This window comes from Streptomyces sp. NPDC059037 (assembly GCF_042740015.1).
Lineage (GTDB): Bacteria > Actinomycetota > Actinomycetes > Streptomycetales > Streptomycetaceae > Streptomyces.
This window is the reverse complement of the sequence record NZ_JBHYIG010000131.1, coordinates 1-25,791: the sequence shown is the minus strand read 5'-3', so window position 1 is coordinate 25,791 and position 25,791 is coordinate 1. Positions and strand designations below refer to the sequence as shown.

Below are 25,791 nucleotides of genomic sequence, written 5' to 3'. Positions count from 1 at the left end.
GGTGTGGTGGTGGACGCGGCCCCCGCGGCCGCGTCACCCGCCGGCTTCACCGGGGTGGCGGCGGCGGCCGCCGCTACTCCCGGCTTGTAGTCGGCGAAGAAGTCCCACCAGGCTCGGTCAACCGAATTCGGGTCCTGGAGGTACTGCTGATAGATCTCGTCGACGAGCCACTCATTGGGACCGAAGGCGACGGCAGGGTCCTTGCCCTGCCCGTCTTGGTCGGTCGAGATGCTCGAGTTACTGGGGGACTGTGGCGACACGGCGGTAACCGCCCTCTTCCGCTTCACAAGGTGATGGACAGCGGAAATAAAGGCTACGCCTCCAAGGCCGCCAGGTGCAGGCCGGGCCCGTCATCCGTCGCGTAAGTCACACTGGATCGGGGGTTTCGGTGGTGTAAATGGCGGGAAACAAGCCGGGTTCCGCAACGCCAGATGGCCGCGCGGGGCTTCCCCTGCGCGGCGCCTTCACCCGGGCGCGCTTCAGATGCGCCCGCGCATCGCTTCCGCTTCGAACCCTACGTCAACTTCACACTTCGGGCAGGCCCGGAAGAGTGACCTGGATGCGGCAGCCCCGAGGGGATTCGGCCACACCGATGTGCCCGCCGTGCAGATCGACCGCCCAGCGCGCGATGGCGAGGCCGAGGCCGGTGCCGCCGTCGTTGCCGGGGCCCTGGGCGGGGGCGCCCGCGTGGCTGCCCCGGTTGAAGCGCTCGAAGACCCGGTGCCACTCCGACTCCGGGATGCCGGGTCCCTCGTCCAGGACCTCCAGGTCCAGGGACTCCGGGTAGGGGCCGCGCCGGGCGCGCACGGTGACGCGGCCGTGCGGCGGGCTGTGCTTGACCGCGTTGTCGATGAGGTTGGCCACCACCTGGTGCAGCCGCTCGGCGTCCGCGTGCGCGGTCAGCTCGGGCGGTGTCACGTCCAGGTGCAGATGGACGTCCGTACGCGTGTGGCTGCCGGATCCCGATGCGATGCCCGCGCGGGCGGATGCCACCATGTTGGCCTCCTTCAGGACGCCCGACAGATAGGGCCACACCTCGAAGCGGCGGGCCTTCAGCGGGACGACGCCGTTGTCCAGGCGTGACAGGTCGAGCAGCGTCTCGACGAGGCGTCCGAGCCGCTCCGTCTGCTTCAGCGCCGTACGCATGGTCTCCGGGTCGGCGGCGGAGACCCCGTCGACGACGTTCTCCAGGACGGCGCGCAGGGCCGCGATGGGCGTGCGCAGCTCGTGCGAGACATTGGCGACCAGCTCCTTGCGCTGCTGGTCCTGGGCCTCCAGGTCGTCCGCCATGCGGTTGATCGTGGTGGCCACGTCGCCCAGCTCGTCGCGCCGGTCGGCGCCGCGTGCCCGCCGTGTGTAGTCGCCGTGCGAGACGGCGCGTGCCACCGCGTTCATCTCGTCGAGCGGCGCGGTGAGGCTGTGTGCCACGAACTGCGTGATGAGCAGCGTGGCGATCACCGAGAAGACGGTGATGAAGCGCAGCTCGGTCTCCGTCTCCATCGCCACCATCAGCAGGCCGGTGGTGATGAAGACCGACACCACCACCAGGGTGCCGAGCTTGGTCTTGATGGAGAAGGGCCGCAGCCCTCCGAAAGGCCTGGTCATCAGCTGCCCGGCCTCACGGGGTCGGGGTCTCCAGGGCGTACCCGACGCCGTGCACCGTGCGGATCCGCTCGGCGCCGATCTTCCGGCGCAGCGCCTTGATGTGGCTGTCGACGGTCCGGGTGCCCGACGCGTCCGCCCAGTCCCACACCTCGGCGAGCAGCTGCTCGCGGGAGAGGACCGCGCGGGGGGTGTTGGCCAGGCAGACAAGCAGGTCGAACTCCGTCGGCGTCAGGTGTACGTCCTCGGAGCGGACTCTGACGCGCCGCTGGGCATGGTCGATCTCCAGCTCGCCGAGCCGCAGGATGCCGCTGCGCGGCGTGGTCGCGGCGAGCGCGGCCCGCTCGACCCTGCGCAGCAGGACGTGCACCCGGGCCGCGAGCTCCCGCATCGAGAACGGCTTGGTCATGTAGTCGTCGGCGCCGACGCCGAGCCCGACCAGCATGTCCGTCTCGTCGTCGCGCGCCGTCAGCATGAGCACCGGGACCGGCCGCTGGGCCTGCACCCGACGGCACACTTCAAGCCCGTCGAAGCCCGGCAGCATGATGTCCAGGATCAGGAGATCGGGCTGCCAGGCCTGTGCGGTGTCGACCGCCGCGGGACCGTCGCCCGCCGTTTGCACAACGAAACCCTCGGCGCGTAGCCGGGCGGCGATGGCGTCGACGATCGTCGGGTCGTCCTCGACCACCAGAACCCGGCGCTGGGCGCCTGGCATTGCCGCCGTCGCACCGTTGTGGGAGGTGTGTGTCTGCTCCATCGCCCGCCCCTGACACTGATCGCTTGTGTTCGGTCAGCAGGGTACGGGTCGCGAAGGCACCTCGGCTACGCAGCCCTGACGCCGAGATGAACCACGTCGGGTACGCCTCGGGCAACGGGGATCTCTTCCGTCCGTACCGACTGGAACCCGGCATTCCGTAGAGCGAAGTCGAAAGCGGACGACGGCTGGGCGGACCACACGGCGAGCACTCCGCCGGGCTTGAGACGGGCCTGACAGGCCGCCAGACCGGCAGGCGAGTAGAGGGAGTTGTTGTCCTCCGTCACCGTCCAGTCGGGGCCGTTGTCGATGTCCAGGCAGAGCGCGTCGTACGTGTCTGCGCCGTCTGCGTTGTCTGCGGAGTCGGAGACGTACGCGACGAGGTCCGTGTGCAGGATCCGGGTGCGCGGATCGGCGAGCGCGGCGCCGGAGAAGGCGGACAGCGGCCCCTCGCGGTGCCAGTCGATGATGGCCTGCTCGCGCTCCACGACGGCGATATGGCCCCAGCGCCGGTCGGCGGCCGCGTGGGCGAGCGAGAAGCCGACGCCGAGCCCGCCGATGAGGACGCTCGGTTCGGGGCGGTCGTCGAGGGCGTCGAGGGCAGCGTCGATGAGGAGCCGCTCCGAGCGGCCGTCCGAAGTGTCCATGAGGAAGCACCCGTTGGCGATGATCTGCAGCAGTTCACCGTGGCGCCGCAGCACGACTTCGCCGTACGGGCCCTCACGCCGGTCGATGACGACGGGGGCGATGGTGTGATGGTGCATGGCGGCCAGCGTATGGGGGAGCGGCCGGGCGCCGGGGGTGGATGGGGGCGGACGCGATTCGGCCCCGTGAGGTTGTTCCTCGCGGTGTGATTCGCGTCTCACGTGGCGCCGGTCATAGACAGCGCCCGAAAGATCAGCATTGGGTGGGCGTGACGGAAGGAGCGCCGCACCGTGAACCGGAGTTCGACGGCTGTCCCCGCGGCACCCGAGGAGACGGTCCGCCCCGCGCTGGACGGCATCCCGGGACAAAGGGGACCCGTGACGCGGGCCGCTCCAGGCGGTCCGGCGCCGGAGGCCCCGGCCGGCCCCGCGTCCGCGTGGCGCAGGCTGCGTCCCTGGCGACTGCTCCCGACCCCCACCGGTACGCCCTTCACCTTCGGGTACGCCGTCGTGCTCGCCGGCACCTCGCTGCTCACCCGGTACGCGGACCCCGCCTTCGTCTCGGCCCTGCACCAGGGGTCCAGCACGGACGTCGCGCACCTCATGCAGCAGCCGCTGCTGGTCCTCCTCGCGAGCGCGCTGTGGATCGCGGGCGGCATCGCATCGCCGTACGCGATCGGGTTCCTGCTCGTCCTGACGGGCCTGGAGCGCCGCATCGGCGCGCTGCGCACCGCGGGGGTCTTCCTGCTCGGGCATGTCGTCGCCACCCTGGCGACCGAGATCCCGGTCGGCTTCTCGGTCCTCGCGGGCCATCTGCCGGAGAGCTCCCTGCACCGCCTCGACTACGGCATCAGCTTCGGCGTCGCGGCGAGCATCGGGGCACTGGCCGGGCTCTTCCGGCCGTGGCTGCGGTGGCTGGTGCTTGCTGCCTTCGGCGGGATGCTGGTCGACGATCTCCTCGCGTTCACCGATCCGCTGACCAACTGGGGCCACCTCCTTGCCCTGCTGATCGGCGTCGCGACGTGGCCGCTGGTGCGGCGGTGGCGCCGCGCGGCTTGATGGGGATCCCTGCCGAAGCCTGTCGCCGTACTCGCCTGCGGGCGCGTCGTGGCTGGTCGCGCCCACGCGGCGGAGCCGCATGTCGATACAGCCCCGCGCCCCTTGCGGGGCTGCATCAGCCCCGCGGGACCAGCCACGACGTACCCGCACCGCTAAGCGGCCACCGCCTCCACCACGGAGGGGAACGCCCTGGTGGGAAGGGTCCGCGTCACCCTGAGCCCCGCCTCGCCCAGGAGCCGCGTGAACTCCTCCTCCGTCCGCTCCTTGCCGTCCACGACCGCGGCCATCGCCACGTCGAGGGCCTTGCCGGGGTGCGGATCGTTCCCCGCGGGCAGCACCGCGTCGACGATCAGGACGCGTGCCCCCGGTGCCATCGCGGCGCGGCAGTTGCGCAGGATGCGCAGGCAGGCGTCGTCCGGCCAGTCGTGCAGGACGTGCTTGATCACGTAGATGTCGCCGCCCTCCGGGGCTCCGGCGAAGAAGTCGCCGCTCTCCGCCCGCCAGCGGCCCTTCAGCTCGTCCTCGCCCAGGACGTGGCGGCTCACGGCAGGCGCCTGGTCGAAGAGGACCCCCGTAAGGCCGGGGTGCCGGCGCAGGATGCTCAGCAGCAGACCGCCGCGCCCGCCGCCCACGTCCACCACGGTGCCCCGCTCCGGGAACGGATACGTCTCGGCGACCACCTCGTTGACCGGGGCCGAGAACGACGTCATGCCGTCGTCGAACAGCTTCCGCAGGGCGGGATCGGTCGCCAGGTGCTCGAAGAACGGCTTTCCGTAGATCCGCTCGAAGGACGGGCCCGACTTGCGGACCGTCTCCTCAAGGCCCGCCGAGGTCCGCTGGAACGTCTCCTCGGTCAGCATCATGACCATCGCGTGCTGGGAGTGCGGTACGTCCGTGCGCAGCGCGTCCCCGACCGGCGTGAGGTGGAACGCCCCCGCCTCGTCCTCGCGGAAGATGCCGCGCGTGGCGAGATAGCGCAGGACGCGGCGTAATTGCCCCGCGTCGGTGTCGGTCAGGGGGGCCAGTTCGTCCGGAGTGCGCGGGGCCGACGCCAGGTGATCGGCTATCCGGCAGCTCGCCGCCGTGCGCAGTGCGGCCGAGAACAGGTGCCCCAGCGCGTGCTCCGTCAGCTCGCCCGCCACGTCCAGCTGGGGCGCGCCCGTCTCGCCGTTGCCGCTCCCGGATGTGTCCACTGTGTCCACGTAGGTCTCCTGTGTGAGTCGCGTTCCCTCACGATCCCCGGACCCCTCGGCGCACGTAACCCCTGAGATCAGCCGTCTCAGGAGTCGATCGCTCACAGCGAACAGGCCCGGGGGAACATTCAAGGACTCATGTGCATTGAGTCGGTAAAGCTCAACTTGAATGCCGAAGGGGAGATCATGGCTTCGACGTCCACACCGCTCACTCTGCCCGTGCTGCCGCTCGACGACGAGGTTGTCCTGCCCGGCATGGTGGTTCCGTTCGACCTGTCCGACACCGATGTACGAGCCGCGGTGGAGGCCGCCCAGGCGGCGGCCCGCTCCAGTGGCAGTGGCAGCAAGCCGCAGGTCCTTCTTGTTCCGCGGATCGACGGGACGTACGCGGCGACCGGTGTCCTCGGCACGGTCGAGCAGGTCGGGCGGCTCTCCGACGGCGACCCCGGCGCGCTCATCCGCGGCCGCGGCCGGGTGCGGATCGGCGCCGGGACGACCGGGCCGGGTGCGGCGCTCTGGGTGGAGGGGCTCAAGGTCGACGAGACCGTGCCGGAGCCCCTTCCGGGTGCCGTCGCCGAGCTGGTCAAGGAGTACAAGGCGCTCGCCACCAGTTGGCTGAAGAAGCGCGGGGCCTGGCAGGTCGTGGACCGCGTCCAGCAGATCGAGGACGTCTCCGCGCTCGCCGACAACTCCGGATACTCGCCCTTCCTCTCCACCGAGCAGAAGGTCCGGCTCCTGGAGACCGACGACCCGGCGGCCCGTCTGAAGCTCGCCACCGAGCAGCTGCGCGAGCACCTCGCCGAGCAGGACGTCGCCGAGTCCATCGCCAAGGACGTACAGGAAGGCGTCGACAAGCAGCAGCGCGAGTTCCTGCTGCGGCGTCAGCTGGACGCCGTACGCAAGGAACTGCGCGAGATCAACGGCGAGCAGGAGGGCGAGGAGTCCGACGACTACCGCACCCGCGTCGAGGCCGCCGACCTCCCCGAGAACGTCCGTGAGGCGGCCCTGAAGGAAGTCGACAAGCTGGAGCGGTCCAGCGACCAGTCGCCCGAGGGGTCGTGGATCAGGACCTGGCTCGACACCGTCCTCGAACTGCCGTGGAACGAACGGACCGAGGACGAGTACGACATCAAGGGCGCCCAGAACGTCCTCGACGCCGAGCACGCGGGCCTGCAGGACGTGAAGGAGCGGATCACCGAGTACCTGGCGGTGCGCAAGCGGCGTGCGGACAGGGGACTTGGTGTCGTCGGCGGCCGTCGCGGCGGTGCCGTGCTCGCCCTCGTCGGCCCGCCCGGCGTCGGCAAGACCTCGCTCGGCGAGTCCGTCGCGCACGCCATGGGCCGCAAGTTCGTGCGGGTCGCGCTCGGCGGCGTACGCGATGAGGCGGAGATCCGCGGCCACCGTCGTACGTACGTGGGGGCGCTGCCCGGACGGATCGTGCGGGCCATCAAGGAAGCCGGGTCCATGAACCCGGTGGTGCTCCTCGACGAAATCGACAAGGTGGGGTCCGACTTCCGGGGCGACCCGGCCGCCGCCCTCCTCGAAGTGCTCGACCCGGCGCAGAACCACACCTTCCGGGACCACTACCTGGAGGTGGAACTGGACCTGAGCGACGTCGTCTTCCTCGCCACCGCCAACGTCCTGGAGGCCATCCCGGAAGCCCTGCTCGACCGCATGGAGCTGGTCAGGCTCGACGGGTACACCGAGGACGAGAAGGTCGTCATCGCCCGCGACCACCTGCTCCCGCGCCAGCTTGAGCGGGCGGGCCTGGACAAGGACGAGGTGGTCCTGGACGAGAGCGCGCTGCGCAGGCTCGCCGGTGAGTACACGCGCGAAGCGGGCGTACGCAACCTGGAGCGGTCCGTCGCACGGCTGCTCCGCAAGGTCGCCGCGCAGCACGAACTGGGCGACAGGGAGCTGCCGTTCACCGTCACGGACGAGGACCTGCGGGGCCTCATCGGGCGGCCGCACCACGTGCCCGAGTCCGCGCAGGACCCGGCCGAGCGGCGCACGGCGGTGCCGGGTGTCGCGACCGGGCTCGCGGTCACCGGAGCGGGCGGTGACGTGCTCTTCGTGGAGGCGTCGCTCGCCGACCCGGAGACCGGGGCCTCCGGGCTCACGCTCACCGGTCAGCTCGGCGACGTGATGAAGGAGTCGGCACAGATCGCGCTCTCCTTCCTGCGCTCGCACGGCGCCGAACTGGAGCTGCCCGTCGGCGACTTGAAGGAGCGGGGCGTGCACGTCCACTTCCCGGCGGGCGCGGTGCCCAAGGACGGGCCGAGCGCGGGCGTCACGCTGACGACCGCCCTCGCCTCGCTGCTCAGCGGGCGCCTGGTCCGTACGGACGTGGCCATGACCGGTGAGGTCTCGCTGACCGGCCGGGTGCTTCCGATCGGCGGCGTCAAGCAGAAGCTGCTTGCCGCGCACCGCGCCGGGATCACCACGGTGATCATCCCGAAGCGGAACGAGGCGGACCTGGACGACGTCCCGGCGGAGATCCTGGAGAAGCTGGACGTCCACCCGGTGACGGATGTCCGCCAGGTGCTCGAACTGGCCCTGACCGAGGCCGAGGTGAGGGTTCCGGCCGCCGCGTGACGGAGGAGGCCGGTTAGAGGCCCGGGGCCCCGCGAGGGGTCCCGGGCCCGCTCACGTCATGCGCGTCGCTCAGCCGTTGGCGAGCGCCACCACCCTGTCGAGGGCACCGTTGAACTTGTTGTGGTCCCCGACCGTCGGGCCCGACGAGGTGTACTGCCACATCGTGTAGAAGCCCCAGCCGGCCGGGAGTTCACCCGGCGCGCTGGCGTAACGGGCGATCCACAGCGGGTTGTTGACGGCGAAGCCGCCGTAGTTGCCGGTGCACTGCTTCCACCAGCTGGTGGCCGTGTAGATCACCGCATGCCGACCGGTGCGCGCCTTGTACTGGTTCAGGAAGTCCCGGATCCAGGTGACCATCGCGGTCTGGGACTTGCCGAAGCAGGCCGCCCCGTACGGATTCCACTCGATGTCCAGCGCGCCCGGCAGCGTCTTGCCGTCGCGGGACCAGCCGCCGCCGTTGTCCACGAAGTAGTTGGCCTGGGCGGCGCCGCTGGAGGTGTCGGGCGTCGCGAAGTGGTAGGCGCCCCGGATCATGCCCACGTTGTACGAACCGTTGTACTGCTGGGCGAAGTAGGGGTTCTTGTAGTACGTGCCTTCCGTGGCCTTGACGTAGGCCCACTTCACGCCGCTGTTCCAGAGGGTCGACCAGGCGACGTTGCCCTGGTGGCTGCTGACGTCGACGCCCTCGGTCTGGACGGCGTCGCCACTGGGCGGCAGGCTGCCCTGCCCGTCGTGCTCGATGACGCCCTGGCCCATGCGGGCGGAGCCGCGGGCCGGTACGTCATCGCCGCCGGCGGCCTGTGCGGCGCCGGGCAGGGTGATGAGGAGGGAGAGGGCGGAGAGGACCGATAGCAGGATTCCGGCCGCTGACCAGCGTGAGCGGCGGGGCGTTCCGGGTCTGTGCACGGGCATGTTCGTGCCTCCGAAGGCCTCGATTGAGCTCGATGGAGCTCGTGGGGGGACCTGTCGACATGTCATGGTGTGAACATGTCAGCAATGACGCTACGCACGTAGACCCGCGGCTGGGAAGAGGGCTCGGACGCTGCCGTTGGTCTACTCCTGCGGCGGTGTCCGCGGCACGGTGCGGCGCGGCCGTACGAAATACTGGCCGAGCTGCGGCAATGGGCGGGCGCTCGCCGGTCCCGCCGTGGCGGCCGCCGTGCGGGGCGGAAACCTTCACTTTCCGGAAAGAAGCGGGCCATGGGTGCTGAATTGCACGAGAGCGGTGTCGACCGCGAGTTCCTCTCCCTGGAGCGGGAGTTGACCCTCCTGCTGCGCCGGGCCCGCGCCTCGTCCGGCGAGATGGCCCGCCAGGTCCATCCGGACCTGGAGCCCGCCGCGTACGGCCTTCTGGTCTGCCTCGACGACTCCGGTCCGCAGCGTGCCACGGATCTCGCCGCCTACATCGGCGTGGGCAAGGCGACGATGAGCCGTCAGCTGCGGGCGCTCGAGGAACTGGGTCTGGTGGCCCGGGAGCCGGACCCCGCGGATGGCCGGGCGTGGCTGGTTCACCTCACCGAGGAGGGCGGCGCGCGGTTCCGTACGGTGCGGGCGGGGCGGCGGGAGCGGTATGTGCGGCAGCTTGCGGGGTGGGACCGGGCCGAGGTTGCCGAGCTTGCCCGGCTGCTGCATCAGTTGAATTCGTCCGCCGAGGGGTAGCCGGGGGGTGGCGGGATTCTGCGGGGGAGCTTTGGGCTCGGTGGGGTGCGTTTTTCGCTGCGGGTGCGTCGTGGCTTGTCGCGCAGTTCCCCGCGCCCCTTACGGGGCGCCCCTGTCTCAGAGTTCCGCGTACACCGCCGCCGCGTCGTCATGCCGCTTGCCCCTCGGGAACGTCGTCCCCTCCGGGTCCGCGCGCTCCAGGTCGCGCACCCGGTCCACCAGGTGTTGCGGGCCCTCCTTGCGCAGGAGGTCGAAGCACTCCTGCCAGCTGCCCTCGCGGAACGTCTCGACCCAGCGGCCGACGCCGTCCGTCAGGGCCGCCACCGCCGTCACCGCTGTGCGGGGTGAGGAGCCGGTGATCGCGCGTGCCGCCGCCGACGGGTCGGCCGCCGCCGTGAAGAAGCCGCCCTCCGCGTTGCGCAGGGCCTCGACCGCGGCGCCGTACTCGCGGCCCGCGGCCTCCCGTTCCGCCGAGCCGCGCGGCAGGGCGCGGACCGTGTCGCGCAGCTCCCGGATCGCCGGCGGGAGGTGCGCGAGGCGCTCGTCGAGCACCGCCGTGACCCGGCCGTCGGGGGCCGCCACCAGGAGTGCGGAGTCCGACAGGACCAGGTGCTCGACCCGCTCGTCGTCCCAACGCACCAGAACCACCGTGGCCTGAGGCGTGCGCGGGTGAGAAAGGTCACAGGTTTGGATGTGTGTGTCTGCGGTGCGCTTGATGGCCGTCGCGAGGATCTCAACGAGCGTCATATCCCGCCGTGAAACGGACAGTTCGCCCAGTGCGCCGCCGAGTCGCGCTGTGAACCAGGGGACGGAATGCAGACAGCCGTCGTCTCCGGCGGGCGGAGTCACCCCGTCCAGGAGGACGAGTGAACCGCCCTGTCCCGCTGCGGGAAGCATGACCGCGGCATAGTCCTCATTGGGGCGGGTGGGGTCGCCGGGCTCGGTGGCGAGTTCGATGCGCATTCAGCCAGTCTGCACGAGGCCTTCACAAGGTCACCAAGGGGTCGCACATGGCCGTGGATTGGCCCGGACCAGCAGGTCAGGCGCCGGATTTCAGTCGGAATGATCGCTTCCGGCGGCGTGTGGCCGCGCATCCTGCCAAAGCCTGCGGGCGACGTCCAACCGGCACACCGTGGCCGGGGCATTTGATTCAACTCGGGACTTGCTCGCCAACTCCCCGCCGATGTTCACTCCTTCGGGTGGCCAGGCAGGCGATGCGCGTCCGCCACTCATCGGCACTGAAAGGGTCAGGAGCCGTACCGGGGGCGCGTTCACTGACGGATCGTCATCCGGGCCCATGGGCAGACGAAAAACAAGAATGCGAGCACCGGTGCAGAAGATGCGGCCTCGGCGCAAAGGCAAGCAGACGGCCTCTGACGGGGCCACGCCGGGCGCGACCACCCCTACGGAGCGGGCGCGCGAGCGCTCGCCCGAGCCCACGGCGGGAGAGCCCGCGGCGAGCGAGCAGACCCCCGGTGCGACGGTTCCTGACGGTGCGAAGAGCGCCGACGACGGCGCCGCGCAGCCCGCGAAACCCGTCAACTCCAAACCCGTCAACTCCAAGCCCACCGCCCGCGTGCGCAACCGGCTCATCGTCGCCGTCGCCGTCGTGGCCGCCGCGATCGCCGGGGCCGGAGCGCCCGCCGTCGTGGCCGCTTCCGGGCAACTGAGCGACGCCCAGGATCTTGTGACCCTCGCGGAGCGCACTCAGCAGGCCGTCTCGCTGAGCCACTCCCTCGCCGACGAGCGCGACGAGGTCACCTCGTACATCGCCGCGGGCCGCCCGAAGGGGGGCAAGGGGCTCTCCGAGAGCCGCAGCGCCCGCGTCGACCGCCAGATCGACGAGTTGCGCTCGGCGGACGCCCCGGCCGGTCTGCGCCGCGACCTCGCCGACATCGCCGCCGTACGCAGAGCGGCGCTCACCGGCAAGAGCAGTGCTCTCGAAGCGCACACGGCGTACTCGGACGTCATCACCGAACTGCACGCGCTGACCCGCGAACTCGCCGAGCGGACACCGCCCCGCGCGGCCTCCGGCGGCTATGCGCTCGCCGACCTCGACCACGCCGTCGAACAGGCCGCCGCCACCCGCGGCCTGCTCCTCGCCGCCCTCGCCGTGCCCCGCACCACGGAGACGAGCACCACCGTCGACCCGGTCACCGGCCTGCCCACCACGGTCGTCGACGAGTCATCCGCCGGCAGCAAGACCCGCGACGCGCTGAGCGCCGCCGCCCAGCGCGCCGACGTCCGCGAGCAGGCCGCCGTCGCGGACTTCCGGGACACGGCCACGGAACGCGCCCGCGCGACGTACGACTCGACGGTCACGGGCACCGAGGTCACCACGGCCGAGAAGTACCTCTCCCGGCTCACCGACCAGCCCACGCTCTCCACCGCCGAGCTCCGCTACGACAGCAAGAAGATCGACGCCGCGCTCTCCGCCCGCATCGAGATGATGCGCGGCGCCGAGTCCTCGCTCACCGTCAAGCGCACCAAGGACCTCGCCCAGCTGCGTGACGACGACGTCACGGCCCTGGAGATCCGTGTCGCGCTCATCGGCGTCACGCTGCTCGTCGCGGTCGGCGTCACCATGGCGATGGCCCGCACGCTCACCCGCCCGCTCGCCGTCCTGCGCCTCGGCTCCGCCCGCCTCGCCACCGAGCCCGCGCCGCAGGAACCCATCCGCTTCACCGGCCGCGACGACGAGTTCGCCCAGGTCGTACGGTCCGTCAACGCGCTGCACGGCCACGCGGCCGCCCTCACCGAGCGGCTGACCACCCTCGAAGCGGACCGCAAGCACCTCATCGGGCAGCGCACGTCCATGGCCGACGAGCGCGCGACGCTCCGTGCCGAACTGGCCGAGGCCGCCGCCCACTTGGAGCGGGTGCGGCAGTCCATCCACGGCACGTTCGTGAACCTCGCGCTGCGCACGCTCGGCCTGGTCGAGCGCCAGCTCGCCGTCATCGAGAACCTGGAAGACCGCGAGCAGGACCCCGACCGCCTGGCCACGCTCTTCAAGCTCGACCACTTCGCCACGGTCATGCGCCGCCACAGCGAGAACCTGCTGGTCCTCGCCGGTGCCGAGCACGGCCACCAGCACCCCGGTCCGGTCCCGCTCGTCGACGTCGTACGCGCCGCGGTCTCCGAGATCGAGCGGTACGAGCGGGTGCGCATCGCCACGCTGCCGCCGCACGCGCATGTCGCGGGCTTCGCCGCGGACGACATCAGTCACCTGGTCGCCGAGCTCCTTGAGAACGCGACGTCGTTCTCGCCGCCGGACGCCTCCGTCGAGGTCTCCGGATGGCTCCTGGAGAGCGGCGAGGTCATGCTTTCCGTGCAGGACGAGGGCATAGGGGTCACCCCCGACCGGATGACGGAGCTCAACTCCCGTCTCGCGGAGTTCCGTCCCGACGACGCGTACGACCAGGAGAGCGGGGACGGGCTCGGGCTCGGTCTGTACGTCGTGGCGCGGCTCGCCGCGCGGCACGGGGCGCGGGTTCGCTTGCGCGAGCAGAAGCAGGGGGGTGTCGCCGCTGTCGTCGTACTGCCCAAGTCGATCCTCGCGGCGGCGCCGGCTGTCGCCGCGCCGCCGGTGGGGGTTCCCGTCGCCGGGGCGGCGCCTGCGGTGCATCTTCCGGGCTCGGAGGCCGAGGCGAACTCCAATGTGTTGCCGGGGCGGTCTTCCTCTGCGGCTGATCCGCTGATCGCCGCTGCGGAGGTGGCTGTACAGGACGCCGAGGCTGAACCTGCGGTTTCGGCTGAGACGACTCTGGAGCTTGCCCCTCCGGAGGCGCCTGAGGAGCCGGAAGCAGAGGCCGAGCAGGAGGCCGCGCCTGCCCCGGAAGCCCCCGCCGGACCCAAGTGGGAGCGGGTCACCGACAAGGGGCTGCCCAAGCGCACGCCGAAGATCACCGCGCCCGAGCCCACCGTGCCCAAGGCGCGCAGTGGCTCCGTCGACGCCGAAGCGCTGCGCAAGCGTCTCGGGGGCTTCCACCAGGGAGCCATCAGCGGCCGTCGCGACGTAGCGGCCGAGCTGAACGAACGTACCGAAGAGACCGAAAACAAGGGGGATTCAGTCGAGGAGGCAAGTAGTTGACTGCGCCCATGCGCTCGCCCAGTTCGCCCGCCGGCGGTACCGCCACCGGGTTCGGCCTGAGCAGCGAAGCCCGCAACCTGCACTGGCTGCTGACGAATCTCGTCGAGGAGGTGCAAGGTCTCCTTTCGGTCGCGGTGGTCTCCTCCGACGGGCTGCTCCTCCTCTCCTCCGACCCCGCGCGCAACAACGCGGAGGCGGTGGACAACAGTTCAGGGCCCAAAGGGTCGAGCGCCGACCTCGCCACCATCGTCTCCGGTCTCGGCTCGCTCTGTATCGGCGCCGCCAAGCTGATGGACGCCGGAACGGTCAAGCAGACCGTCGTCGCGATGGAAGAGGGCAGCCTCTTCGTCATGTCGATCAGCGACGGCTCGCTGCTCGGCGTGCACGCGACCCCGGACTGCGACATGAGCGTCGTCGCGTACCACATGGCGCTCTTCGTCGGCCGTGCCGGGCATGTCCTCACCCCCGAACTCCGCAGTGAGCTGCGCCAGTCGATGGAGAGCGTCCGATGAGCAGTAAGCCCGGCAAGCTGCCCCAGCGGGGCGCCGCTCGCAAACCCGCCCGAGTACGCCCGTACTCGCTCACCGGCGGCCGCACCCGCTTCGGCCACGTCCTGCTCGTCGAGACGTTCGTGGCCGCGCTCGAAGCTCCTGAGGAGCGTCGCGAACTGCCGCAGGGCAACGCCACCGCCCGCGTCATGCCGGAGCTGCGGGCCATCGTCGAGATCTGCCGCCGGATGCGTACGGTCGCGGAGATCGCCGCGCTCCTGAAGATGCCGCTCGGCGTGGTCCGCGTACTGCTCAGCGACCTCGCAGACCAGGGAAAGATCCGCGTGTACGGAACGGGCCACGGCCCGGGACAGCCGGACCGCGCACTGCTCGAAAGGGTGCTCAGTGGACTCCGCCGTCTCTGAACTCCGGCACCCGGGCCCCGACCCGGACGAAAACCTGCAGGCCTGGCAGACGGACCGCACCCGTGCCCCGATCGCGACGAAGATCGTGGTGGCGGGCGGCTTCGGCGTCGGCAAGACGACCCTGGTCACCGCGGTCTCCGAGATCACGCCCCTCCAGACGGAGGCGCTGATGACGCAGGCGAGCGAGGACACCGACGACCTGACGTCGACCCCGGACAAGACCACGACCACGGTCGCGATGGACTTCGGCCGGATCACGCTCGACGACGACCTGGTGCTCTATCTCTTCGGTACGCCGGGACAGCAGCGCTTCTGGTTCATGTGGGACGACCTGGTGCGCGGCGCGATCGGCGCGGTGGTCCTCGCGGACACCCGCCGCCTGCCCGACTGCTTCCCGGCGCTCGACTACTTCGAGAGCTGTGGGCTCCCGTACATCGTGGCCGTCAACCACTTCGACGGCACCGAGGAGTTCGAGCCCGCGGATGTCCGTGAGGCGCTGACGATTCCGCCGCACATACCGGTGCTGATCATGGATGCGCGGCAGCGGATATCGGTGATCGAGTCACTGCTCGCGCTGGTGGGGCACGCCCTAGAGGCAACCCCCGAATAGCCCCGCCCCCCCAACTCTTCCTTTTCTCTTTTTAGTTCAGTACGTAGGAGACGCAGCCGTATGCGGAAGATACTCGTCGTCGGAGCCGGTCAGGCCGGGCTCCAGATCGCCCTCGGACTCCAGTCTCAGGGGTACGAGGTCACCCTGATGTCCAACCGCACGGCGGACGAGGTCAGGTCCGGCCGGGTCATGTCCACGCAGTGCATGTTCGACACGGCGCTGCAGCACGAGCGCGACATACAGGCCAACTTCTGGGAGTCCCAGGCCCCGAAGATCGAGGGCCTCGGCGTCTCGGTCGCCGGTCCGGACTACTCCCGCGTCATCGACTGGGTGGGCAAGCTGGACGGGTACGCCCAGTCCGTCGACCAGCGCGTGAAGATGGCGGGCTGGATGGAGACGTTCGCGCAGCGGGGCGGCCAGCTGGTCATTCACGGCGCGGCGGTCTCGGACCTCGACTACTTCTCCCGGACGTACGACCTCGTGCTCGTATCGGCGGGCAAGGGCGAGCTGGTCTCGATGTTCGAGCGGGACGCCTCGCGTTCTCCGTACGACACGCCGCAGCGGGCCCTTGCTGTCGCGTACGTGCACGGGATGGGACCGCGCCCCGAGCACCCCGAGTTCGACGCGGTGCGGTGCAACCTGGTGCCGGGGGTCGGCGAACTCTTCGTCATGCCGACGCTGACGACGTCCGGGCGTGCGGACATCCTCTTCTGGGAGGGCATTCCGGGCGGCCCCCTGGACGTCTTCCAGGGTGTGAAGGACCCCTCCGAGCACCTGGCGCTGACGTTGGAGCTGCTGGAGAAGTTCACGCCGTGGGAGTACGCGCGGGCGACGAAGGTCGAACTGACGGATGCGGGCGGCACGTTGAGCGGGCGGTACGCCCCGACCGTGCGCAAGCCGATCGGGCGGCTGCCGGGTGGAGGGCTGGTTCTGGGGGTCGCCGACGTGGTCGTCGCCAACGACCCGATCACGGGGCAGGGCTCCAACTCGGCGTCCAAGTGCGCCGCTTCGTACCTTGCCTCGATCATCGAGAACGGTGAGAAGGAGTTCGACGAGGCGTGGATGCAGGCCACGTTCGACCGGTACTGGGAGATGGCGCAGCATGTCACGAAGTGGACGAACGCGATGTTGGCGCCGCCGCCGGAGCACATTCTGAACCTGATTGGTGCGGCGGGGCAGTTGCAGCCGGCGGCGGATCGTTTCGCGAACGGCTTCGACGATCCGGCGGACTTCGAGAACTTCTTCTATGAGCCGGAGAAGACGGGGGCGTATCTGGCCTCGTTGGCGGGTGAGTAGCCCTTGGCGGGGGGCTTTGGCGGGCCTGGGTTTTGATTGGCGCCGGGGCCGCCCGGTTGTCCCGAGGTTGGCGGTTCCGGGCCGGGTGTAAAGGGCGCTCCTTCGTCGCGTCGGCTGCGCCGATTCCGCTGCGCTCCACCCTTGACACCCGTCCCTCCACCGCGAGAAGCGAATTGACCGGGCGGCCACGAAGCGGGGCTCACGGGACTGCGGGGATGGGTCATCCGGCTTCACGGCCGGGTGCGGACTAGTTCGTCGCAGCGTGCCGTGAGGTGGAGGGGTGCGCGGTTCGTCAGCCCCGGGCAGGGGGGTGTGGGGAAGCTACTTTGGGAAAGTTGTGTTTCGAAGTGGCGCGCGCCCCCCTTGTGTCAGAACACCACCGGACCGGCCGCGCAATCATCAAGGCCGACCCGTAGCCATCCCCGCATCGCTCCCCTCCCTTGCCCCGCGCGGCAGCTTCGGTGGGGTGTAGTCGCGCATTGCCTTTGAGTTCGGGTCCGGGCGGACCGCGCCCAGGATGGGGTTCGATGCGATGGGGGAGACCTTGACCTTTGAACCCGGGCGGGGGGCCTGGATGATCATGCCGTCGCCCAGGTACATGGCGATGTGCGTCGCCTTGGGGAAGTAGACGATCAAGTCGCCGGGGCGGAGCTTTCGGAGCGGGATGTGGGGGAGTTCCGCCCACTGCTGCTGTGATGTTCGCGGGATTTCCTTGCCGGCTGACGCCCATGCCTCTGATGTCAGGCCCGAGCAGTCGTACGACTTGGGGCCCTCCGCGCCCCACTTGTACGGTTTGCCGATCTGGCGGACCGCGTAGTCGAGGGCCGAGTTCCCGCGTCGGGATGGTGCCGTCGTCGGCGCGGGACCGCTCAAGGCTCCGGATGCCATGAGTTTGCGCTGGGCCTCTGCCGTACCCGACTCCTCCGCCTTCGCCAGGTCCGCCAGCTGCTCCGGGGTGAGGGAGGCCAGCAGTTCCTCGACCTCTTTGAGTTGGCCCTGGACGGTGTCCCGTTCCTTCTTCTGCCGGGCGGCCAGGGCCACTTGGGTCTCGTAGGCTCGCTTCGCCGTTGCTGTCAGCTCCGCCGCCCTCTTCTCGCCCCCTACGAGCCGCTTCACCGCCGCCGCCCGTTCCGCCGCGACCCGGCCGATCACATGGCCCTGGTCCAGCGCCTGCTGTGGGTTGCGGGCCAGGAGGAGGCGTACGTATGGGGAGAACTGCGTCGTGCCTGTTCCTTGGTACTGCTGTCGGGCGAAACGGCCCGCTTCGCCCCTGCTGTCGCGCACCGAAGTCCGTGCCTTGGTCAGGCCGCGGTTGAGGCGGGTGACCTTTGCTCGTTGCTTCTTCAGTTTCTCCTCGGTCGCGTTGTATGTCTCCGTGGACTCCTCCGCCTTCTGGTACAGGTCCTGAAGGTCCGTCAGGAGCTTGGAGACGGGGCGCCCGTCCGGTCCCGGGGCGGCGTGCACCGAGGGTGTCGCCGCCAGCAAGGCCCCGACCGCAGCACCCGTGCCGACCCACCGCAGCAGCCTGCCTGACATGCCATCACCTCCGGCGCGGCGGCGGCCATTCCGCCCCGCACCGTGAGCATCGACCGGTCCGGCGGGGGGCGCCTCCGGGCCGTGGGCGGGTTGGTGGAATTGGGTCACTCGTCCAGGGAGTCGCGGCGCGGCGCTCTTGCCTGCCCCGAGCTACTCCTCCGGCTTGCGCTCCGGCTTTGACCATGGCCACTTCAGGCCTGACCCGGGCTTGTCGCCCTCGGGGTCGTACTCGTAGATCCAGCCCGGGTGGAGGCCGAGCCGCTTCCCCGCGGCCTTGGCCACGCGGCGGTACACGAGCACCGTCGGCTCGCCGCCCGCCTCGTCCGGGACCGGGACGCGGTACACCTTGGGCGGGTGGCCGGTGGGGCCGAGCAGGATGGGCAGGACGCGGCCGTCCAGGGGGCCACCGACGAAGGTGGTGTCTTCGCTCTTCACCCGGCAAGTGTCACAGCAGGTGCGCCGCGTCGCTCACCACGGGCAGCACCCGGCGCGCGAGCGACCCGGCCGGGCCGTCGGAGGTCTCCATGGCCAGCGCGGCTCGCACCGCTTCCGCCGTCTGCGGGTCACGGCCCGCCGCCGCGACGAGCACCGCCATGAACTGCTCCACGAGCCAGTCCCGCAGCTCGTCGAGCGGCGGCTGCTTCTCCTCGTCTAGCCAGATCAGCGACGCCGCCTCGACCGAGGTGATCCACATCCGGACGGTCATCCGAAGGCGCGGGCCCGAGGCCCCCGCGACCTCCAGGTGGGCGAGTATGTGCTCGGCGGCCGCCCTGCGCACGCCGTCCACGATGGCCGTCGTACGCGAGGTCTCCACGACGCTGCCGCCCTGCAGCAGCGCGCTGAACCCCGCGTCGTGCTGGTCGACGAAGGCGAGATAGCGGTCGAGCGCGTTGCCCAGGCGCCGGGTGAGGGGGCCGTCCGGCGGTTCGGCGAAGCACTGCTCAAGATCGTCCGCCGCCGAGCGGAGTGCCGCCTCGTACAGCTGCTGCTTGCCTCCCGGGAAGTAGCGGTAGACCAGCGGCCGGGACACCCCGGCCGCCTCCGCCACGTCGTCGAGGGAGACCTCGTCCGGCGCGCGCACCGCGAAGAGGGACAGGGCGGCTTCGAGCAGTTGCCGCCGCCGCTCCTCGACGCTGAGGCGCCGGTACGCGCGGGTGGGAGCAGGCGAGGTCATGCCCCGCAGCGTATCCGCCCTTTCGAACAAGCGCCCCGAAACGGCCTCAGGCAAGCAGCCCCGAACTCTTCCACAGCCGGCGCCCCGCGCCCCGGAGCACCCCGATGTCGTCCAGGAAGTCCGTGAGGCGTTTCGCCCCCGTCTGCATCACCTCGCGGCGGTGGCCGCTCGCCTTCACCTGGGCCATGGCCTCGCGCTTGTCCAGGCCGACGTTCGTGTACACCTCGGGGTTGATGAAGGCGATGGAGAAGATCCGCGCGAACTCGCCCGACGTCAGGCGGGTGAACTCCTGGGACCAGCGCGGGGCGGTCACCATCTGGCGGCGCAGCTCCTCACGGGCGTACCGCACATGGCGTGCCTCCTCCACCACGTGGATCCGGGTGACGCCCCGGACGAGGGTCTGGACGCGCTCGTCGGGGAACGTGAGCCGCTGCATCCAGTCGAGGATCTCCTCGCCGAGCAGCGTCGCCGTGAAGGAGCCGGGCGTCGTGGAGATCGTTTTGAAGAGGCGGCCGAGGTTCCGGTGGACCGTGCTGACCGGGTAGTACGGGGTGTCGCCGCGCGTGATCAGGCGCGCGAACATCTTCGAGTGCCGGCACTCGTCCTCGATCTCCGTGAGGGCGTAACGGACGTGCGCGCTCGTCGCCGGCTTGTCGTAGATGTGGCGTACGAGGAGCTGCATCAGGATCAGTTCGAACCAGATGCCCAGGGAGGCAAGGGCGGCCGCCTCGTGCTGGGAGAGCGCGATGCGCTGCTCCTCGCTCATCCGCCGCCATATCGGGGTGTCGTACAAGGACAGCAGCTCCGGCGGCCAGAACCACTTGCCCTCCTCGAAGGGCGCCGCCCAGTCGAGCTCCTTGTCGGGGTCGAAGGAGTGCTTGGCGGACGAGTCGAGCAGCCGCTCGGCCACCTGCTCCCGGTCCTTGAGCAGGCCCAGCGCGTCCCGCAGTCCTTCGAGTGCCGTGTCCTCCGTCGTGGTCGTCATGCCTGTGTCCCTGTCTCGTCGTCGTCTCGCGTCACAGTTACCGGCGGTCACGTCTTATGAGACTGCCTGTCAGCAAGGCCGTCAATCCCTTGCGCACGACTTGTTGACCCGGCGTCAGCGGCCGTGTGAGCCTGCAAAGCGGGGACGAGTGCAAGGTGCCACGAGGTTTTCCAAGGCCATCCCTAGGAGCCGTCAGTGTCCACGTACGAGCTGTACACGCATGCCCCGGACGACACCGTCTGGCAGATACCGGCGAACGGCGCGGCCCGCTTCAGCTGGGAGTACGACGAAGGCCGCGAGCGCCTCCTCGCCCTCTACCAGAAGGGCAAGGACAAGCAGTGGGACGGCGCCAAGCGCATCGCCTGGGACCTGGAGGTCGACCCGCTCGACCCGCTCGGCACCCCCGACGAGTCGATGTCGCTGTACGGCACCCGGCACTGGGACAAGATGACCGAGCGTGACCGGGGCGAGCTGCGCAAGCACTACGCCTCCTGGCAGTTCAGCCAGTTCCTGCACGGCGAGCAGGGCGCGATGGTGTGCGCGGCCCGCATCGTGGAGTCCGTCCCCGACCTGGACGCGAAGTTCTACTCCGCGACCCAGACCATGGACGAGGCGCGGCACGCGGAGATCTACGGCCGCTTCCTGCACGAGAAGATCGGGATGCTCTATCCCATCAACGACAATCTCAAGGCGCTGCTCGGCGACACCCTGCGCGACTCCCGCTGGGACATGCCGTATCTGGGGATGCAGGTGCTCATCGAGGGCCTCGCGCTCGCCGCGTTCGGCATGATCCGCGACACCACGGACAAGCCGCTGCCCAAGCAGATCCTGGCGTACGTGATGCAGGACGAGGCCCGGCACGTCGCCTTCGGGCGGATGGCCCTGCGCGACTACTACAAGCAGCTCACCGACGCCGAACGCCGTGAGCGCGAGGACTTCGTCATCGAGGGCTGCTACCTGATGCGGGACCGGCTGCGCGGAGTCGAGGTCCTGGAGAACTTCGGCATCCCCAAGGCGGAGGCCGAGGAGTGCAGCGAGAACTCCGAATTCCTCGCCCTCTTCCGGCAGTTGCTCTTCAGCCGCATCGTGCCGTGCGTCAAGGACATCGGCCTGTGGGGCAAGCGGCTGCAGGAGGCGTACGTCGACATGGGCGTCTTCGAGATGGGCAACGCCAACCTCGACCAGCTGATGGCGCAGGACGAGGAGATCGCGGAGAAGCTGGACGCGGAACGGTTCGCCGCCGAGGAGGGCGAGCGGGTGGCGGAGGTGGCGGACGCGATCACGTCCGGTGAGGCGGGCTAGCCCCGGAGCACCGCCTCCATCACCGCCTTCGCGATCGGCGCCGCGCTGCCGCCGCCGCTGATGTCCCCGCGGTCCGCCGCCGCGTCCTCCACCACCACCGCCACCGCCACCGACGGCTGTGCGTCGCCGGACCTCTGCGCCCAGGAGATGAACCAGGCGTACGGCGTCCCGGAGTTGTCGATGCCGTGCTGGGCCGTGCCCGTCTTGCCGCCGACCGTCACGCCGGGGATCGCCGCGTTCGTGCCGGTGCCCTCCTCGACGACGTCGGTCATCAGCTCCCGCAGCTGCATCGCCGTGGCGGGGTTCATCGCCCGCTGGAGGGTCTCGGTGCCGTGGGTGTCGACCACGTCGCCGTCGTCGGTGGTCGTCCGGTCCACCAGGTAAGGGGCCTCGACCGAGCCGCCGTTGGCCACGGCCGCCGAGACCATCGCCATCTGCAGGGGCGTGGCCCGCGTGTCGTACTGGCCGATGGAGGAGAGCGCGAGCTGCGCCTGGTCCATGGACGTGTCGAAGTTGCTGGGCGCGACGGAGGAGGGGATCTTCAGGCCGGTGTCGTCGAAGCCGAAGTTCCGCGCCGTGCCCGCCATGTCGGCCAGGCCCGTGTCCGCGCCGAGCTTCGCGAAGACCGTGTTGCAGGACCATGCGAAGGCGTACCGAAGGGTCGCGTTCCTGCAGCCCTCGACCTCGTTCGTCAGCTCCGTGGTGGTGCCGGGCAGCGTGTAGGGGCTGGGGGACTTGGTGGCGGCGTCGAGATCCGTGACCGTGCCCGAGTCCAGGGCCGCCGCGGCCGTCACCACCTTGAACGTCGAACCGGGAGGGTACGTCTGGCGGATCGCGCGGTTCAGCATCGGCTTGGCGGCGCTGTTGTTCAGCGCCGCCCAGGACCTCGCCACCGACGAGCTGGTCCCGGAGAGCCGCTCGGGATCGTACGAGGGCGTGCTCACCAGGGCGAGGATCTTCCCGGTGGACGGCTCGATGGCGGCGACCGCGCCCTTCTTCCCGCCGAGACCGGCGTACGCGGCCTGCTGCGCGGCGGCTCTGATCGTCGTCTGCACCTTGCCGCCGGGGTTCTGGTCGCGGCTGATGTCGTTCCAGAAAGGGAGCGGCGCGAGCATCGGGTCGGTGCCGGAGAGGATGTCGTCCTCGGCGTTCTCCAGGAGGGTCGTGCCGTAGACCTGCGAGGCGAATCCGGTCACCGGCGCGTACAACGGGCCGTTCTTGTAAGTCCGTTCATAGCGCAGCTGCTCACCGGTGTCCTTGGAGCCGGTGACCGCGCGGCCGTCCACCATGATGTCGCCGCGCGGCTGGCCGAACCGGGTGATGGCCTGGCGGCGGTTGGCGGGGTTCTCGTCCAGGGAGTCGGACTGCACGATCTGGACCCGGGTCGCGTTCACGAGCAGGGCGATCAGGAGCAGCGCGCAGAACGCCGCGGCATGGCGGATGTACCTGGTCACGAGGGCTCCTGGGGGAGGGGCTGGCTGCGGGCCGAGTCGCTGACCCGGATGAGCAGCGCCACGATGATCCAGTTGGTGACGACCGACGAGCCGCCCTGCGCCAGGAAGGGCATCGCCATGCCGGTCAGCGGGATCAGGCCGGTCACACCGCCCGCGATCACGAACACCTGGAGCGCGACGATCGAGGCGAGCCCCACCGCGAGCAGCCGCCCGAAGGCGTCCCGCAGGGCAAGACCGGCCCGGAAGCCGCGCTCCACCAGAAGGGCGTAGAGCAGGAAGATCGCGGTGAGCCCGGTGAGGCCGAGCTCCTCGCCGGCCGTCGCCAGGATGAAGTCGGACTTCGCGGCGAAGCCGATGAGGATGGAGTGCCCGTCCCCGAGCCCGGTGCCGAGCATCCCGCCTGCCGCGAACGCGAAGAGGGACTGGGCGAGTTGGTTGGGCCCCTCGCCCGCGTCGATGGAGGCGAAGGGGTGCAGCCAGTCCTCGACCCGGCTGTGCACATGGGGTTCGAGCGAGCCGACCGCGAACGCCCCGAACCCCGCGAGGAGCAGGCCGACCGCGATCCAGCCGGTGCGCCCGGTGGCCACGTACAGCAGGATCACGAAGAGCCCGAAGAAGAGCAGCGAGGTGCCGAGGTCCCGTTCGAGGACCAGGACGCCGACGCTGAGCAGCCAGATCGCGACGATCGGCCCGAGCACCCGGCCGGTCGGCAGCTGGAGCCGCTTCAGCTTCCAGACGGTGCGGCCGGTGTAGGCGAGCGCGTTGCGGTTGGCGGCGAGATAGCTGGCGAAGAAGACCGCGAGCAGGATCTTCGCGAACTCGCCGGGCTGGATGGAGAATCCGCCGATCCTGATCCAGATCCGGGCGCCGTTCACCGCCGGGAAGAAGATCGGCACGATCATCAGGATCAGCGCGGCGACGACGGAGATGTACGCGTACCGCTGGAGCACGCGGTGGTCGCGCAGGAAGACGACGACGCCGATGAAGAGCGCCACGCCGACCGTGGACCAGACGAGTTGGGTGGGCGCCGCCTCGTCGCCCGGTGTCTCCAGGTCGAGCCGGTAGATGAGCACCAGACCAAGGCCGTTGAGCAGCACGGCGATCGGCAGCAGCAGCGGATCGGCGTACGGCGCGCGGAAGCGGACCGCGAGATGGGCCAGGAGCGCGAGCACCCCGAGCCCGGCGCCGTAACCGGCGGCGCCGGGCGGGACGGTGCCGTTCTTGGCGAGCCCGACATCGCAGTAGCCGTAGACCGAGAGCAGCACGGCCACGACGATCAGGGCGAGTTCGGTGCCGCGGCGCCGAGGGACGCGGACAGCGGGTACGGAGGGTGGTGCCGAGCCCACTGTTGTTCCGGTCATGCCCGGAACGTAGCAAGCGATAGGCCTCAATGTCCGCTTATGTCACCGTGCCCTTGCGCTGCCTCAGCACCAGCGGGGGGATGGCCCGATGTCCTTGATGTAGTGGGCGGAGCCCCACGCCCAGGTGCCGTCGGTGAGCAGATACCAGCGGTTGTTGTGGTGCACCTTGTCGCCGGTCGTCTTGCAGAAGATGTGCACGATCGCGCCGTACGGCTCGCTGCGGATCACCGCACTGCCGCGAGTGGGGGCGGTGCGGAGCAGCAGCCCCGACTTGGCCGTGACGCGACCCTTGTAGAGGCGCGGGTGATCGTTGTTCGCGCCGTCGGCCGCGATGGCGGGGCCGGTGACGGTGAGCGCGGCGAGTGCGCCGCCGGCGGCGGCTATGCCGAGCCGGGTGAGGGTCGCGGTGGGCCGAAGGGACATGAGGGCCTCCTCTAGCGTGGGACGGGACCAAGGCGACCCATAGCCATAGGCCGCAATTCACACTAAAAGTGGCACGGTGTGCGCGCAAAAGGTCACGCGGCGTCAAACCGCCCGTCAGACCGTCCCGTCGGCACCCTTGGCGCCGGTCGCGTCCGACTCCTCGTACGGCAGCCTCAGCGTCGCCACCGCGCCGCCGTCCACCGCGTTCGCGAAGGTGAGGCTCGCGCCGAGGACCGCCGCCTGCCCCAGAGCGATCGTCAGGCCGAGTCCGTGACCCTTGCTCGTGCCCTCCGTGCGGAACCGCTGCGGCCCGTGTTCCACCAGGTAGCCGGGGTAACCGTCGCCGTGGTCGCGCACCGAGACGACCGGCCCGTCGACGGTCACGACCACCGGCTGCCGCCCGTACTTGCCGGCGTTGGCCAGCAGATTCCCGAGCACCCGCTCCAGGCGCCGACGGTCGGTGAGCACACAGACATCGCGTACGACGACGAGCTCGGCCCCGAGTCCCGAACCCCGCACGGCACGCTCGGCCAGTGGGGCGAGATGGTGGTCGTCCAGCTCGACCCGCTCGCTCTTCGCGTCGAGCCGGGAGATCTCCAGGAGGTCCTCGGTGAGGGTGCGCAGGGCGGCCACCCGGTCGCGCACCAGCTCGGTGGGCCGGCCCGGCGGCAGCAGCTCGGCCGCCGCGTGCAGACCGGTCAGCGGGGTGCGCAGCTCGTGCGCGACGTCCGCGGTGAACCGCTGCTCGCTCTGCAGCTTGCTCTGCAGCGACGACGCCATCGTGTCGAGGGCGCCGGCGACCGCCGCCACCTCGTCCTGGTGCCGCTGCGGCTCCTGCGTCCGCGGATCGTCCACCCGGGCGTCCAGGTCGCCCGCGCTGATCCGGCGCGCCACCGTCGCCGTCTGGTGCAGGCGCCGCGTCACCCGCGTCACGGCGAACGCGCCGACCAGGAGCGTCGCCCCGATGGCGAGCACCGACGAGCCGAGGATCGCCCGGTCGAGCCCGTCGATGGTGCGGGCGCCCTGGGCGTAGTCGACCTCCACGGCGATGGCACGGCCGTCGTCGGCGGGCCCCGCGGCCCACATCGTCGGCCGGGAGTCGTGCGGGCGGACGTTCGTGGCCCGCTCGCCGCCGACCGCC

General features: G+C 70.4%; 24 protein-coding genes. 9 read left to right on the top strand and 15 right to left on the bottom strand.

Annotated features, from left to right (window positions below; all coding sequences use genetic code 11):
• From ACFWY6_RS25305 to ACFWY6_RS25290, 4 genes are all read right to left on the bottom strand, one after another.
• The coding region (locus ACFWY6_RS25305) for a hypothetical protein (protein WP_384694521.1) at positions 1-260 on the bottom strand (260 nt) is incomplete at its 3' end.
• A 265-nt stretch (positions 261-525) separates the two neighbouring features.
• A complete protein-coding gene (locus ACFWY6_RS25300) occupies positions 526-1,605 on the bottom strand; it encodes a HAMP domain-containing sensor histidine kinase (RefSeq protein ID WP_360767394.1) in 1,080 nt (359 codons plus the stop codon).
• A gap of 13 nt (positions 1,606-1,618) precedes the next feature.
• Positions 1,619-2,359 carry a response regulator transcription factor gene (locus ACFWY6_RS25295; protein WP_135330435.1) on the bottom strand — a complete coding sequence of 247 codons (741 nt, stop codon included), beginning with the start codon at positions 2,357-2,359 and terminating at the stop codon, positions 1,619-1,621.
• Positions 2,360-2,424: 65 nt separating this feature from the next.
• Complete coding sequence (locus tag ACFWY6_RS25290) at positions 2,425-3,120, bottom strand: spermidine synthase (protein WP_384694518.1); 696 nt, start codon at positions 3,118-3,120, stop codon at positions 2,425-2,427.
• Positions 3,121-3,291: 171 nt separating this feature from the next.
• Here ACFWY6_RS25290 and ACFWY6_RS25285 point away from each other — a divergent pair, with 171 nt between their 5' ends.
• Positions 3,292-4,059 (top strand): rhomboid-like protein, encoded by a 768-nt coding sequence (locus tag ACFWY6_RS25285; RefSeq protein WP_384694515.1) that lies wholly within the window; start codon positions 3,292-3,294, stop codon positions 4,057-4,059.
• Between the two features lie 152 nt (positions 4,060-4,211).
• Here ACFWY6_RS25285 and ACFWY6_RS25280 read toward each other — a convergent pair whose 3' ends face one another.
• The gene (locus ACFWY6_RS25280; protein ID WP_384694512.1) at positions 4,212-5,261 is read right to left on the bottom strand and encodes a methyltransferase; all 1,050 of its coding nucleotides are present in this window, start codon (positions 5,259-5,261) and stop codon (positions 4,212-4,214) included.
• Positions 5,262-5,438: 177 nt separating this feature from the next.
• Here ACFWY6_RS25280 and lon point away from each other — a divergent pair, with 177 nt between their 5' ends.
• Positions 5,439-7,847, top strand: coding sequence for an endopeptidase La (gene lon, locus ACFWY6_RS25275; RefSeq protein WP_384694509.1), 2,409 nt, complete (start codon positions 5,439-5,441; stop codon positions 7,845-7,847).
• Positions 7,848-7,916: 69 nt separating this feature from the next.
• Here the strand turns inward: lon and ACFWY6_RS25270 are convergent, their stop codons facing one another.
• Complete coding sequence (locus tag ACFWY6_RS25270; protein ID WP_360767379.1) at positions 7,917-8,759, bottom strand: lysozyme; 843 nt, start codon at positions 8,757-8,759, stop codon at positions 7,917-7,919.
• A 288-nt stretch (positions 8,760-9,047) separates the two neighbouring features.
• Between ACFWY6_RS25270 and ACFWY6_RS25265 the strand changes: the two genes are divergently transcribed.
• Positions 9,048-9,506: a MarR family winged helix-turn-helix transcriptional regulator gene (locus tag ACFWY6_RS25265; protein WP_384694505.1), complete on the top strand. Its 459-nt coding sequence runs from the start codon at positions 9,048-9,050 to the stop codon at positions 9,504-9,506.
• A gap of 117 nt (positions 9,507-9,623) precedes the next feature.
• On the opposite strand, the gene ACFWY6_RS25260 is transcribed toward ACFWY6_RS25265, so the two are convergent.
• The gene (locus ACFWY6_RS25260) at positions 9,624-10,469 is read right to left on the bottom strand and encodes a protein phosphatase 2C domain-containing protein (protein ID WP_384694502.1); all 846 of its coding nucleotides are present in this window, start codon (positions 10,467-10,469) and stop codon (positions 9,624-9,626) included.
• 355 nt (positions 10,470-10,824) lie between these two features.
• On the opposite strand from ACFWY6_RS25260, the gene ACFWY6_RS25255 reads away from it, so the two are divergent.
• Genes ACFWY6_RS25255 through ACFWY6_RS25235 form a run of 5 tightly spaced genes read left to right on the top strand, consistent with a single transcriptional unit; the run spans position 10,825 to position 16,415 of the window.
• Positions 10,825-13,596, top strand: coding sequence for a nitrate- and nitrite sensing domain-containing protein (locus ACFWY6_RS25255; protein ID WP_384694499.1), 2,772 nt, complete (start codon positions 10,825-10,827; stop codon positions 13,594-13,596).
• Between the two features lie 8 nt (positions 13,597-13,604).
• Complete coding sequence (locus tag ACFWY6_RS25250) at positions 13,605-14,108, top strand: roadblock/LC7 domain-containing protein (protein ID WP_266870715.1); 504 nt, start codon at positions 13,605-13,607, stop codon at positions 14,106-14,108.
• Positions 14,105-14,509, top strand: coding sequence for a DUF742 domain-containing protein (locus ACFWY6_RS25245; protein ID WP_384694494.1), 405 nt, complete (start codon positions 14,105-14,107; stop codon positions 14,507-14,509). Before ACFWY6_RS25250 ends, ACFWY6_RS25245 begins: the two co-directional genes overlap by 4 nt.
• A complete protein-coding gene (locus ACFWY6_RS25240) occupies positions 14,490-15,119 on the top strand; it encodes an ATP/GTP-binding protein (RefSeq protein WP_384694491.1) in 630 nt (209 codons plus the stop codon). The genes ACFWY6_RS25245 and ACFWY6_RS25240 overlap by 20 nt, the downstream gene beginning before the upstream one ends.
• Positions 15,120-15,179: 60 nt before the next feature.
• Positions 15,180-16,415 (top strand): styrene monooxygenase/indole monooxygenase family protein, encoded by a 1,236-nt coding sequence (locus ACFWY6_RS25235; RefSeq protein WP_384694488.1) that lies wholly within the window; start codon positions 15,180-15,182, stop codon positions 16,413-16,415.
• Between the two features lie 399 nt (positions 16,416-16,814).
• Here the strand turns inward: ACFWY6_RS25235 and ACFWY6_RS25230 are convergent, their stop codons facing one another.
• From ACFWY6_RS25230 to ACFWY6_RS25215, 4 genes are all read right to left on the bottom strand, one after another.
• On the bottom strand, positions 16,815-17,951 hold the full coding sequence (locus tag ACFWY6_RS25230; protein ID WP_384694486.1) for an NlpC/P60 family protein: 1,137 nt from the start codon (positions 17,949-17,951) through the stop codon (positions 16,815-16,817).
• A 150-nt stretch (positions 17,952-18,101) separates the two neighbouring features.
• On the bottom strand, positions 18,102-18,386 hold the full coding sequence (locus tag ACFWY6_RS25225) for a hypothetical protein (RefSeq protein WP_384694483.1): 285 nt from the start codon (positions 18,384-18,386) through the stop codon (positions 18,102-18,104).
• 10 nt (positions 18,387-18,396) lie between these two features.
• Positions 18,397-19,125 carry a TetR/AcrR family transcriptional regulator gene (locus ACFWY6_RS25220; protein ID WP_384694480.1) on the bottom strand — a complete coding sequence of 243 codons (729 nt, stop codon included), beginning with the start codon at positions 19,123-19,125 and terminating at the stop codon, positions 18,397-18,399.
• Between the two features lie 46 nt (positions 19,126-19,171).
• Entirely contained in the window at positions 19,172-20,110 is a 939-nt protein-coding gene (locus ACFWY6_RS25215) for a diiron oxygenase (RefSeq protein ID WP_384694477.1), read from the bottom strand.
• A gap of 195 nt (positions 20,111-20,305) precedes the next feature.
• On the opposite strand from ACFWY6_RS25215, the gene ACFWY6_RS25210 reads away from it, so the two are divergent.
• Positions 20,306-21,412, top strand: coding sequence for a ferritin-like domain-containing protein (locus ACFWY6_RS25210; protein WP_384694474.1), 1,107 nt, complete (start codon positions 20,306-20,308; stop codon positions 21,410-21,412).
• Here ACFWY6_RS25210 and ACFWY6_RS25205 read toward each other — a convergent pair.
• From ACFWY6_RS25205 to ACFWY6_RS25190, 4 genes are all read right to left on the bottom strand, one after another.
• Entirely contained in the window at positions 21,409-22,866 is a 1,458-nt protein-coding gene (locus ACFWY6_RS25205) for a penicillin-binding transpeptidase domain-containing protein (RefSeq protein WP_384694471.1), read from the bottom strand. The two genes, ACFWY6_RS25210 and ACFWY6_RS25205, sit on opposite strands and share 4 nt — an antisense overlap.
• On the bottom strand, positions 22,863-24,227 hold the full coding sequence (locus ACFWY6_RS25200) for an FtsW/RodA/SpoVE family cell cycle protein (RefSeq protein WP_361827136.1): 1,365 nt from the start codon (positions 24,225-24,227) through the stop codon (positions 22,863-22,865). The genes ACFWY6_RS25205 and ACFWY6_RS25200 overlap by 4 nt, the downstream gene beginning before the upstream one ends.
• 63 nt (positions 24,228-24,290) lie before the next feature.
• On the bottom strand, positions 24,291-24,650 hold the full coding sequence (locus ACFWY6_RS25195; RefSeq protein ID WP_361827133.1) for an SH3 domain-containing protein: 360 nt from the start codon (positions 24,648-24,650) through the stop codon (positions 24,291-24,293).
• 114 nt (positions 24,651-24,764) lie between these two features.
• Positions 24,765-25,791: ATP-binding protein (locus tag ACFWY6_RS25190; RefSeq protein ID WP_384694467.1), on the bottom strand; the 1,027-nt coding region annotated here is incomplete at its 5' end.